Origin of the sequence: Paracoccus sp. Ld10 (assembly GCF_045064235.1) — a bacterium.
Lineage (GTDB): Bacteria > Pseudomonadota > Alphaproteobacteria > Rhodobacterales > Rhodobacteraceae > Paracoccus.
In genome coordinates, this window is sequence record NZ_JBISHD010000014.1 from 1 (window position 1) to 11,747 (window position 11,747).

General features: G+C 58.2%; 11 protein-coding genes and 3 pseudogenes. 11 read left to right on the forward strand and 3 right to left on the reverse strand.

All coding sequences use genetic code 11. From position 1 onward, the window contains the following. The 7 genes and pseudogenes from ACJJVR_RS04810 to ACJJVR_RS04840 all read left to right on the forward strand — a co-directional run. Positions 1-218: pseudogene (locus ACJJVR_RS04810) on the forward strand (hypothetical protein); the annotation flags it as partial. 530 nt (positions 219-748) lie between these two features. Continuing rightward, on the forward strand, positions 749-1,387 hold the full coding sequence (locus tag ACJJVR_RS04815; protein WP_405402671.1) for a hypothetical protein: 639 nt from the start codon (positions 749-751) through the stop codon (positions 1,385-1,387). Next, positions 1,380-1,781, forward strand: coding sequence for a phage holin family protein (locus ACJJVR_RS04820; RefSeq protein WP_405402672.1), 402 nt, complete (start codon positions 1,380-1,382; stop codon positions 1,779-1,781). The genes ACJJVR_RS04815 and ACJJVR_RS04820 overlap by 8 nt, the downstream gene beginning before the upstream one ends. Beyond that, entirely contained in the window at positions 1,771-2,835 is a 1,065-nt protein-coding gene (locus ACJJVR_RS04825) for a DUF3618 domain-containing protein (RefSeq protein WP_405402673.1), read from the forward strand. The genes ACJJVR_RS04820 and ACJJVR_RS04825 overlap by 11 nt, the downstream gene beginning before the upstream one ends. Before the next feature lie 349 nt (positions 2,836-3,184). Then, on the forward strand, positions 3,185-3,547 hold the full coding sequence (locus ACJJVR_RS04830) for a YidH family protein (protein WP_405402674.1): 363 nt from the start codon (positions 3,185-3,187) through the stop codon (positions 3,545-3,547). 104 nt (positions 3,548-3,651) lie between these two features. Beyond that, positions 3,652-4,158, forward strand: a complete 507-nt coding sequence (locus tag ACJJVR_RS04835; RefSeq protein WP_405402675.1) for a DUF421 domain-containing protein — start codon at positions 3,652-3,654, stop codon at positions 4,156-4,158. Between the two features lie 146 nt (positions 4,159-4,304). Then, positions 4,305-5,235 (forward strand): annotated as a pseudogene (locus tag ACJJVR_RS04840) (IS5 family transposase). 124 nt (positions 5,236-5,359) lie between these two features. Here the strand turns inward: ACJJVR_RS04840 and ACJJVR_RS04845 are convergent. Continuing rightward, a complete protein-coding gene (locus ACJJVR_RS04845; RefSeq protein ID WP_405402677.1) occupies positions 5,360-8,053 on the reverse strand; it encodes a hypothetical protein in 2,694 nt (897 codons plus the stop codon). 439 nt (positions 8,054-8,492) lie between these two features. Here ACJJVR_RS04845 and ACJJVR_RS04850 point away from each other — a divergent pair, with 439 nt between their 5' ends. Together ACJJVR_RS04850 and ACJJVR_RS04855 are read left to right on the forward strand one after the other, a co-directional pair. Further along, on the forward strand, positions 8,493-8,873 hold the full coding sequence (locus ACJJVR_RS04850) for a carboxymuconolactone decarboxylase family protein (protein WP_405402678.1): 381 nt from the start codon (positions 8,493-8,495) through the stop codon (positions 8,871-8,873). Positions 8,874-9,015: 142 nt separating this feature from the next. Next, the gene (locus tag ACJJVR_RS04855) at positions 9,016-9,378 is read left to right on the forward strand and encodes a VOC family protein (RefSeq protein ID WP_405402679.1); all 363 of its coding nucleotides are present in this window, start codon (positions 9,016-9,018) and stop codon (positions 9,376-9,378) included. Between the two features lie 132 nt (positions 9,379-9,510). On the opposite strand, the gene ACJJVR_RS04860 is transcribed toward ACJJVR_RS04855, so the two are convergent. Together ACJJVR_RS04860 and ACJJVR_RS04865 are read right to left on the reverse strand one after the other, a co-directional pair. Next, entirely contained in the window at positions 9,511-9,873 is a 363-nt protein-coding gene (locus tag ACJJVR_RS04860) for an antibiotic biosynthesis monooxygenase family protein (RefSeq protein ID WP_405402681.1), read from the reverse strand. After that, the gene (locus ACJJVR_RS04865; RefSeq protein ID WP_405402683.1) at positions 9,870-10,199 is read right to left on the reverse strand and encodes an NIPSNAP family protein; all 330 of its coding nucleotides are present in this window, start codon (positions 10,197-10,199) and stop codon (positions 9,870-9,872) included. Before ACJJVR_RS04865 ends, ACJJVR_RS04860 begins: the two co-directional genes overlap by 4 nt. A gap of 76 nt (positions 10,200-10,275) precedes the next feature. On the opposite strand from ACJJVR_RS04865, the gene ACJJVR_RS04870 reads away from it, so the two are divergent. Together ACJJVR_RS04870 and ACJJVR_RS04875 are read left to right on the forward strand one after the other, a co-directional pair. Next, positions 10,276-10,959, forward strand: a complete 684-nt coding sequence (locus ACJJVR_RS04870) for an ArsR/SmtB family transcription factor (protein ID WP_405402685.1) — start codon at positions 10,276-10,278, stop codon at positions 10,957-10,959. A 269-nt stretch (positions 10,960-11,228) separates the two neighbouring features. Then, positions 11,229-11,501, forward strand: a pseudogene (locus tag ACJJVR_RS04875) (winged helix-turn-helix transcriptional regulator); the annotation flags it as partial. Between the last annotated feature and the right edge of the window lie 246 nt (positions 11,502-11,747).

Genomic DNA, 11,747 nt, shown 5'->3' on the forward strand with positions numbered 1-11,747 from the left:
GGCGCTCTGGCGACACTGGAGCGGCTATTACCGCCGGAGCCGCGTCGAGATATGAGGCGGATCGTTTTCCCGACGATTGGATGCATCGTGCACGACTGCTGGGCCAGCGGCTGATGGCGCGCGGCTTGGACCGGAAGGTCGCCGAGGTTCAGGAGCGCGTTGCGATCCTGAACGGCGGCACCGCCCCTGGCATCCCCGTCACAAGGGCCGTGGGATAAATCCATCTGGGGAAAAGCGAGAACCGTCCGTCAGATGATTTGCGCAACAGAGGCCCGTCAAACCGTGGGATCAAACCCTTAGGGCGTGCCGGGGTGGACGCACTACTGCAGGTGAGGCAGCCATCGTCTTCAAATGTCAGTCCTCCGAGCGTTGTGAGATTACCCGCTATGGTTAGATGTAGATCCGCATCCGTCTTCTTCGCCGTAAGACACCGGTGTGATCCTATTTCAGCAGCATAGTAACGGGACCCGGATTTGGTCGATATCAACCGAACCAAACCAACCTGCTCCTAGGGTGATTAAAAGAAGTTTTGATGATGGCCTTGTTGGCCCTCATAAAGGAGATTTTGAACCCTCCAGAGTAACAGAAAAGTATAGAGGACCTTTGCCTCTTGAGGCCATATTTCGCACCAAGTCCTCTGCCTTAATTAAAGTTATTGGAACATGGCGAGTCCTGTTTGGTTAACGCCCCAATAAGCCTGTCGGCGCGCAGCGATTATGCACGCCGCAACCAGACAAGGAGATCTCAGGTGACCGTCAATGATCCGCACTTTAAGGAGACTGATACGTCCGAACAAAGCAGCATCAGATCCGAGGCTTCTGATCAAGCGTCGCGTCTGGCCGGTAGTGTCAAAGACGAAGTTACACGTCGCGAACAGAACTTCCGTTCCGGTGTCGCAGACCGCGCCGAGAGCGTCGCCGAGGGCCTGCGCAAGGCCAAGTCCGACATTGATCCGGACTCGACCATCGCGGTCATGTTCGACCGCGCTGCCGACAGCGTCAGCGGTCTGGCCGACAGCCTGAATTCGACTGATCCTACTCAGATGCTGGGTGACATCCGTCGCTTCGCACGCAGCCAGCCGGGCGCCTTCCTCGGTCTGTCGGCCTTGGCGGGCTTCGCGGCCCTCCGCTTCCTGCGGGCAGGGTCCACGACTTCGACCTCGCCGGACTCGGTCAGGACCAGCAGCTACGGCACCTCCAGCATAACCCGACAGACCCCTTCCCAGGACCGCGCGTCAGTCAGTCCTGTCGGTGCCGCCAGCCCTCACTGGGGGACCGGCAGTTCTACAGGCGCCGATCAGGGCGCGAGCGCCGGCACAGTCCGCCCCGTATCGACCAGCTCTCAGACCCTTTCAGGCAACCACAATATCGGGGGGTCGCATGACTGATCCAATCCGTTCGCAAAACCCCGCCTCGCTCGCAACTGAAGCTTTGCGCCTATCAGGTGATCTCGTCCGGAAGGAGATCGCGCTCGCGAAGGCTGAGATGCGGCAGAACCTGAGCCATGCGGGCGCCGGACTTGGTATGATCGTTGCTGCAGCCGTTCTGGGCATCGTCACGTTGAATGTGCTGACCGCGGCCTTGGTCGCCGCTCTGGCAGAGACCGATCTTGGCCCGATCTGGAGTGCAGTAATCGTAGGGGTGATCCTGGCGATCTTGGCCTATGTCTTGCTACGCAAAGGTATGGCCGACCTCAAACCCGAAAACCTCATGCCGACGCGCACGGTTGAAAATGTCCAGCGCGATGCGCACGCGGTGAAAGAGGCCTATCATGACGCATGATGCAAACAACCCGGACCAAATCGAACGCGAAATCGAAAAGGACCGTGACGCGCTGCGCCGTACGTTGAACGATCTGCAGGACGAGCTGTCGCTCGATGGCCTGTCACGACGTCTGACGGGCTCGGTTCGTCGGAACGGGGCGGATTGGGCAGAGTCGGCCAGCGCTGCCGCTCGGGCCAATCCCGTTGCCTTGGGCCTGACCGGCATCGGGCTAGCTTGGATGATCTTTGGACGAGGGCATGACCCGGTCCACCGATTCGGCCAACCCTCTGCTGGTCATCGCACCGATGACACAGCCACGGCGACGGCTCGTATAGCGCCGGTCGCAGCTCAAGCACCCCAGTCGATGACCAAAGATCCGACCCCAGATTGGACGACGGATCACCGCCCGACGAGGACCGGCCAGTCTTCCAGCCTCACCTCCGAATCCAACAAGGAGCACAGCATGATGGACAGGACAAAAGAAACCGCCAGCCACCTGCGAGACCGCGTGAGCGACGGTACGAACTCTCTAGGTAATCGCGCGCGCCATTTCCGGGACCGTCTCGGAGAAGGGACCGAGGGCATGAGCGAGGAAGCCCGTCGCCGCATTGAGACAGCACGGCACAAGGCTTTGGACGCCAGCGAGGCGGCCAGCCGCCAGATGGCAAAGGCTAACCGGCAGGTCGCCCGCAGCTATGACAATGAACCGTTGCTGTTCGGGGCACTGGCATTGCTTGGCGGCGCGGCCTTGGGCGCTCTATTGCCCGGTACCCGGCGCGAGAACGAGTTGATGGGTGACTATCGCGACCAGCTGTTCGACGAGGCTGAAGCGGTCTACCAAGAGGAAAAGGGCCGTCTTGAAAATGCGGTATCCGCCGGTCTCGACGAAGCGAAGTCTGCAGCTTCCAGCGTCGTCGCCGCGGCCAAGGACGAGTTGGCGGACGGGGGGTCAGATAAGACTTTTTCCGGCTCAGGACAGTCCCCGTCAGCAGCCCCATATGGAACGACCAGTACCTTTGGCGCGTCTGGAACAACACCGACGCCGGGCACGACCCGAACGTCTCAAGTCTGAGCTGACAGCCGCACCACGTTTAGATAGCCCCGCATTCGCGGGGCTATTGCTTTACATGATCAGCCTGTCAGGGTGGTGCTCTGCTTGATCCTGTCATTGGCTTTGGCGACATATACCACTATTCTCGCAAACCGTCGCGAAGGTCTGTGGGTCGAATGTGATGCTTGATGCACATGCTGAAAAGCGCTCGCTTAAGCATGATCACCATCATACGATTTAGGCCGGGAAGGCAAACGGCGGACAAATGGCAAAGACTTATTCGGTACTGAATATGGTTTGATGCTGATGCCGGGGGCTGCAGAGACATGCATCGCCTATTTGCAGGAATTTCACGCCGAAAAGGCAAATCATGGTATGCAAAGAACATCCTGTTGAAGACCGTACGGATTTGGCCGAGGATCGAACCATCCTTGCTGTGGAACGTACGTTTTCCGGCTGGATCCGGACAGGTTTGGCGACAGCCGCGGTTGCGATCGGGATGCAGGCTGTCTTTGGCCCATTTCAACCAACCTGGGTCCCTAAAGCCGTGGCGACGGTGCTCCTTCTGGCGGCACAGCTGATGTTCCTCTTTGCCTGGTCAGCCAATCACATGTCCCGGCGCAGGCTTTCGAGCCATACAGCCCGAGCCCAATCTGGAACTCGGATCGTCATCCTCATTCTGCTGCTATCAGCAGGCATCTTGGGGGTAGGGGTCGTGCTGTGGCTGCTTTGACAGAAGACGGCATCCAGGGACCCCGACATAGGATGCCCGTGTCAATCCGCTTTTAAAACTGATGGCCAAATGATGCTGTTATTGAATGGATGAAGGAGTATCGCATGAACTGGTCTGAGATGTTGTTCCAAAGCTGGAGCGGGATCGTACGTACGATCATTGTCGGTACGCTCGCTTATGTCTTTCTGATTGTTTCGCTGCGAGTTTCAGGCAAGCGGACCTTGGCTAAATTGAATGCGTTTGACCTTATTGTCACCGTGGCTCTTGGCTCCACGCTGGCGACCATTCTTCTTAGCGAAAGTGTCGCCCTGGCAGAAGGGGTCACAGGGCTAGTTCTGCTTATATTACTCCAATATGCGGTCACTGCCATGTCAGTTCATTCTGAAAGGTTCTCCCGATTTGTACGCTCCGAGCCATCACTTCTTCTACGCAACGGAACGCCCTTGACTAGAGCCATGCGCAACGCCCGTGTCACCAATGCAGAACTTGAGACAGTTGTACGCACGGCGGGCAAAAATGATATGGCGAGTATTGGAGCAGTTATTTTGGAATCAGACGGTTCCTTTTCGGTCATCGAAAGCAAGCTTGACGAAAATGATGAAATACGTTGAAGCCACAAATTGATATGATGGTTTCATCATAAACTGCGCAGATGCCTCATGAGGGTCTGTAGCAGGGGTTTATGGTGCGACGCGACTCTGTTGCATAAATTAGCTAAGGGATTCATCTAGCGTATTCAGCGTGGTATCTGAAGCGCATGAGCAGACCTACATCCCCTGCCTACAAGACAAGAACTGGCCCGCCTATTACGAAGCTCTGAAGCGCCGTCGCTCGCTGACGATCTGGTTCGACCCCGAGATGATTTGGGAGGCTAAGCCAACCGGCAAATGTGGCCGACAGCCTGACGACAGGGACGCAGCCATCCGGACATACCTGGTAATGAAGGTGCTGTTCGGCATGGCGCTCAGGCAGACAACTGGTGTCGTTGAGAGCCTGCTGCACCTGACCGGCTTGGACAGGACAGCGCCCAACTACAGCACGGTGTCGCGGCGCCAGATGACCCTGAGGGTCAGCATCCCGTATCGCGGTTCTCCAAGCCCGCTACACCTGTTGATCGACAGCACAGACATAAAGATCGAACGCGAAGGGGAGTGGAACGCACGCAAGCATGCTGGCACAAAGCCCCGGGTCTGGCGCAAGATCCATATCGGAATTGACGAGCATACGCTGGAAATACGTGCAGCCGAGTTCACCACCAGCAACGCGGGCGACGCGCCAATGCTGCCCGATCTGCTGGATCAGATCCCACCGGATCAGGAGATCGCCAGCGTTACCTCCGATGGCGCCTTTGACACCTGCAAATGCCATGATGCCATTGCCGCCCGCAGTGCTGCTGCAGTCATACCGCCCCGCAAAACGCTAGGCCGTGGAAGTCCGACACGCCCGGAGCGATCGCGCGCAACGAAGCCCTGCGCGCGTCACGTTGCTTCGGGCGAGCCCTTTGGCGACGATGGAGCGGCTATCACCGCCGGAGCCGCGTCGAAACGAAGATGCATTGTGTGAAGCTGCTGGGCCAGCGTCTGATTGCCCGGGACTGCGACCGTCAGGTTGCGGAGTTTCAGATCAGGGTGGCCATACTGAACGGGTTCACCGCACGCGGCATAACCCTCACTGAAGCCGTGAGATAAGTCTGTCCGGGGAAAGGGGAAGCTCATCCCTCAGCCCTTTTGCACAACAGAGCCCGTCGAAATGACAACGTAATCTATCAATTTCCGAGCCTCAAAAGCCGCGGTCAGCAACCTGGCAATCCCTTCAGATAGCTGCGTAGCAAAAGCTCCGTCCGGTCGCAGAACTCTGGATGCAGTCCCATCCACTCTCCGGACGGATCCAGGTTCCGGGAACACCGTTCAGTGTCGGCTCGCCGTCACTGCCGAACATGACCGTCCTGTCGCCGTCGGGCCAGACGAAGACGTTCGTCCAGCCATCGTCGCTGTTTCCGTCGGGCGCTGGAAGATAGAACAAGAACATCTGACAGGTCTTGGCGGGTGCCATCGTCCCTTGTGCATCGATCACACGGCACTGGAGATCGTACCGCGGATAGGCGCCATCCGACCATTGCCGCAACATCGTCGCATGGGCCGTACAGGCGTCGGCGATCTCCTCCGTGCAGGCGCGTAGATAGGCGCGCGACGCTTCGGTCAGGTTTTGCGCGATGACGGCGTCACGTTCTTCGTCGTCGATCACGGGATCCCCGTATACGGACGGGGCATCGGCAAGCGCAGTCTCGCGCTGTGCGACGAGGGCTTGCCCATAGAGAAGGCAGGCTTGGCCGTCACGCTGTCCCAATTCGGCAGGCATGTCGCAGCCCATCCGATAGAGACCCGCGGCGGCCACCTGATCCGCCGGGCCGCCCTCGGCTTTTGCGTGCATCAGGCCGAGGTATGTGCAGGCGTAGGGGTTGTCGTACGCATAACAGCTGAAACCTAGCCACCGACGCGCATTGGCATAGTCCCGAAGGGTGTTGTAAGCGTTCTCTCCGGCCCAGAAACAGACACGGCCCTGACCGTAATATTGGTCGGTACGGCCAGTCATGCCGGTGTTGCACCCGGTCGCATAGGCCTCTGCGGCGGCAGTGAAATCGCCTGTCTGTTCGAGCATCAAGCCAAGGCTGCCACAGTTGCCAACCCCCTCCAACGTCGCCGCGCAGCCAATCTGCAGAACTTCCAGCGCCTTCTGGGGCCTCTTGGGAAAACGGGCGCGAACGCCGTCGCCCGCAAAGAGCAACTCTTCACCATCGTAATAGCGATAGAGCGGTCCGCACCCAGTGATCTTGCCCCCGGCGCGGCAGGTTTCGTGCAAAAGCGCCAAGGGTACGCTGAGGTCATCGAGCGAGACATGGCCGCCATAATACCATAGGGCATCGCTGCACGGATTGCTGCCGTCGGTGCCTTCCGTGGTGCGACAGGTCATCGCCCGCCGTTCGTATTCGGCGCGGATTGGGTCCTGCGCCTCGGGCAGATCATCGCCAAGCGCCGTAGCCAGCCGGTCGCAGATGTCGCCACGGGTTTTTTCGACATCACAGGCCGCGCGGACCTTTGCCGCGGCGGTGCGACGTTCATCGTTCGTGAACTGATCGCTCAATGTGCTTTGATAGGCGCAGGCGGTCAGACCTCCCGCATCGCATCCTCTGCGGATCGCCACAACGGCCGTACGTCGCTGGTCATCGCTTCCATCGTCGGACTCGAGAAAGCGTCTGTATCGCCCATAGGTCAGCCGACATTCTTGGGAATCAGCGCTGTCGGCGTCGTCGCAGGCACCTGCGATGACCCGGGCGGCCCCGAACTCGACGAGCGGCGGCCAGTCGCTGTCCATCACGGTCCGACGATAATCCATCTGTGCGGCAAAATCGCGGCAATACCCGTCCTGCTTGAGGGTACAGGCGTAGAACATCGCCTCGACGGAAGTCAGATACGTGGTGACATCCTTGCTGCCGTACTGAATGGCCGGTTTCGCAAGCTCGTAACAACTGGTCGCCAAGCCCGCGTCGCAGCCGATCTTCGCCAGTTCGGGATCCAATACGGGCGGTGCCGATGCGGCCCCGGTGCGGTTGGGAAAGGTCGCGAACACCGCCTTGTTCCGGAAAGATTTTCCGAACAGCGCGTTGTTGCAGGCCACCGGCTCGCCCAACATGCATCCCAGCAGATCAAAACGCGTGATCTGTTCGACCTCGTTATCCGACGGGTCTTTGGGCTGACGCAGCAGATTTGCGTAATGGCCGCAGCTGCTCCCATTGCCCAAAAGGCAGGCGCGTCGAAGACCCTCTGCGTCGTCTCCTTCAAGTGCAGTCGTGAAGAGAGCGTCGGCCTCGCGCCGCCGATCCCGCGGATCGGCTGGCGGAGGAGGGCTCGGTTCGGAAAATCGGCCGTCCTGCCAATCCATGACCTCGAAGTAATTCGCCCCATCCGAGCAGTAGGCGTCGTAAGGAATATCCGGCCCTTCCGACAGAACCTGGCCCACGATCTGGTTGCTGATCAGTCCGAGCGAAACGGCATACCAGCCGTTCTGAGATCGAAAGACGTTCATCACTTGGGCATATGCGGGATAATCCGCTGCAAACAGGTTCACGTCATCCAGCGTCCGGCGAGAGGCGGCGATGACGTGGCATGTGTTCGGCGGGGCAAGGAACGCGGTCGGGCTGGCCGCAGCACGTTCGCCATAGCCGCAAAAATTCCGTGCGGCACCTGACGCGATGAAGCGTGGCGTGGTCGCGTCGCCGTATTGGAAATGAAGGTTTCCATCCGCATCCAAGGACAGGTCGGTCACGGTGATCGCATCACCGGCCGCAACGCGTCCGACCTCGGCCCCGCCCGGGGTGTCGGATACGGGAGCGGCCTTGCATATCTGACGAACTGCCGCTGGCTGATAGGCTGGCAGAGCATTTTGTGCGAGCGATACGGACGGGGCCAGAATGAGACAGGCCAGCAACGCTGGCAACCATTTCGACATCGGCAGGGGCTCCCGGTAAGTTGCGGTGCGCTTTGACCGCATTTGAACACTATCGAAGACAGCTGACATCGCCAACATCCAAGCGAACCTCGGAACTACTAGGTGTTTGATCCCACGGTTTGATGGTGTGATCCTTTCGTTGGAATGGAAGGATGCACTATGGGCCAGGTTCGTCACGGAAGCGCCACGACCACGCACGCCGTCAGAGCTGCAATAATGAGGGCGGGCCCGCCATCGGTCCGAGGGTCGGCCCGAATGATCGCAAGCTTCGCTCGCGACGTTGAGCAGAGAGCTGGGGATCAACCCCAGGACAGTCTCGAAGTGGCGCAAGCGCCAGACGGTTGTCGGACCAAGACATGCGAGACCTGAACAGCAGCCTTGCCGCCATTCCGGTGTCAGGAGAGCGCTACACTGAAGAAGGCATGAAGGGGGTGAACGTATGACCCGCAGCGCGCGGCTGACACAGGCCATGGATCTTCTGGAGCGGCTTGATGGTGGAGCGCCGGCAAAGGTTGAAGCCAATCTGAACGCCTTTTCTCCCGACGCCGCGGAGCTGGTGCTTGGCTATGCCTTCACCGACATCGTCAGCCGGGAGGGGATCGACCTGCGCACACGGGAGATGCTGACAGTCGCCATGCTGGCCGCCATGGGCACGGCTCCTGGGCAGCTGAAGTTTCACATCCGCGCCGCCCTCAACATCGGCGTGACACGCGAAGAGATCATTGAAATCGTCTTGCAGGTATCCGTCTATGCAGGTGTTCCCGCCTGCATGAACGCGATCACCGCGGCAAAGAGTGCCTTCGCTGCCTGCAGTGTGTGACGTGAAGGAAGCGTGACAGGCTCGTCCCGCATAGCGGCCCCTCGGCCGCCGCCCTGCTCCGCCTGCTGTGCGGGACAAATCTGCCGTCTCGCAACATGCCGTGCTAACGACTCGTCATACGAAGTTTGCTTAAGGCGTAAAATTGGCAGCATTACTCGGGCGGTTGGTGATCTATACAAGCAAGATCGATCAGATGGCGGACTTTTACGCCAAGCACTTCGGCTTCTCATTGTCGCGGGCTGACGACGACCGCATCGTCGAGCTAAGGGCGCAAACCTCAGGTATGTCGCTGCTTTTGCACCCGGCAGCGGCAAAGCAGAAAGAAGGGCAGGTTTTGGTGAAGCTCGTGTTCGATGTTGAGAACGTATCGACCTTTTGTGAAGCTGCCAGGGCTGACGGGCTTGATTTTGGTAAGATCCACAAGGCTGACGGGTATGAATTTGCAAATACCAAAGACCCGTCCAAGAACTCAATTCAGGTATCGAGCCGCGCATTTCGGCAATGACGGTTTGGGCTCTTTACCGGCATTCGCCGCGCGACGCACGAACGTCTGGTCTGGGTAAGGCCGCCCCTCGCTTTGCCCTTCCAAAAACCGTCCTTTTTGGCAGGCGGTATGATGAAATCCAACGAGCTGTCACTATTTGGAATTGTCCTTGCTTGTATGAACAGCTTTTGAATCTGTCGGTGCTTCAGCGCGGTCGAACATGCCGTAGTTACGAACTACGCTTGCAATCCGAAGGCGATAGTCATCAAAGACGCCACCCCTCCCTTTGGCCTGCGCCCCTCGATGGGCGTTCAGAGTGCGCCACCGTGCGATTGCGGCCTCATCTTCAAAGAATGATAGCGATAAAACTTTACGCGGGTCCGTCAGGCTTTGAAACCGCTCAACCGAGATGAAGCCCTCGATCTGATCAAGCATCGGACGCATCTCGGCTGCGATATCAAGGTATTCATCCTTCCGCCCAGCCGCCGGTTCAACTTCAAATATAACAGCAATCATCGGGGCGAATCCGGGACTTGGGGTGTGGATACCAATTTTAGAAACGTGCGGTCCTCGCGCAAAAGAAACTTTTCTTTTTGGGCAAACTCATAATTTTTGCGCCCTAGCGGATCTTCGGCCAATCTGGCACGGTAAGCTTCATAATCTGCGAGACTTTTTACGTGGTAGATACCATAAGCTAGTGTGCTGGACCCTTCGTGGGGCGCGTAATATCCGATCAGGTCAGCACCGCAGCGCGGGATCGCTTGCCCCCAATTTCGTGCATATTCTCCAAACTGGGCTTTCTTCGTCGGGTCGATTTGGTAGCGGATCACACAAGTCAGCATTTCAGGTTCCTTTTCAAAACTGTTGAGCGGTTTCTATCCTGTTGCCGTGAGGATATGCTTCGACTACGCTCGAACTATGAAAGAAGGCCCAGATATTGCCCACATCGCCGCGCTGATTGGTGATCCGGCCCGCGCGAACATGCTGACTTCTTTGATGAGCGGTAAAGCATTGACCGTGAGCGAGCTGGCCGAGGAAGCTGGCGTGACAATCCAGACCGCCAGTTCACATCTGTCGAAGCTTGACCAAGGCGGCTTGCTGCGCCCCCGCAAACAAGGGCGGCACAAATACTTTTCGCTTGCCAGCGATGACGTTGCCCATGTTCTTGAAAGTCTGATGGGGCTTGCCGCCGGATCAGGACATTTGCGCAAGCGCACTGGCCCCAAAGATATCGAGCTGCGCAAAGCGCGTGTCTGCTACAACCATCTTGCCGGAGATATGGGAACGCAACTGTTCAACAGCTTGATGGCACAAAGGCACCTTGTTCTAGTTGGCGACGATCTGAACTTGACCGCGAGCGGCGCAGATTTTGTGGCAGGCTTCCAGATTGACCTCGACAGCTTGCGAAGCAACCGGACACCGCTTTGCCGCGAATGTCTGGATTGGAGCGAACGCAGGTCACATTTGGCAGGGAGCCTTGGCCGTGCCTTCCTGAGCCGCTTTGAAGAACTGTCATGGGCGAAGCGAGACCAGAAGACCCGCGTGGTGACATTCAGCACGGTTGGTGCGCAGGAATTTGAGAAACTGTTTACCGTAGCCTGATAGTCAACTGTTCCAAAAACCGTCCTTTTGAACGGTCCAGACCAATGTGGTGAAGGTCCGCTTTAAGTCTTACCCAAAGTCGAAAGCATTGAGCTTGTGGAGAATATAAGTGTCGGAAAAGACGATTGTGGATTTTTGGCATGCGATGGAGTCCAATTGTTGATTTCCACCCAGAACTGAGCCGGGTAGGCGCATAATTTCCACTGAGAAGTGAGCCAGGTGAACCTTCCCCCATAGCGATCAGCGGCGGGGGTAACGGAGTGATCCACATGGGACTTTTGAACATCATCCGACGCATGCATTTGCGCGAGAAGCTGTCGATCCGCGAGATTGCGCGGCGCACGGGTCTTTCGCGTAATACCGTGACAAAACATCTGGCAGCGAACACGATCGAGCCGAGGTTTGCGACGCCGGAACGTCCAAGCAAGCTTGACCCCTTCTCTGAGAAGCTGGCCGGCTGGCTAAAGACGGAGACCGGCAAGTCTCGCAAACAGCGACGAACGCTGAAGCAGATGCATGCCGATCTGGTCAAGCTCGGCTTCACAATCCGGGACTGGGTTGCTCGGTGTACGGAGCGCATGCAGCCGGAATGACTTGGACATGGCCCCGGCGCGTTGGTCTGGGGCCATATCCGGCGGACACATCGTCATCGCAGGGTCTTACGACAACCACGCAGACGGATTTCCTCGCGATCGGCCTGCACCCTTGCAATCGGCGTCCCCGCCATCGAAGTCGATGACACATCAGTTGCAGCGAAGGGCCCCAAAGTCCCGCGCTGCGAACCGATC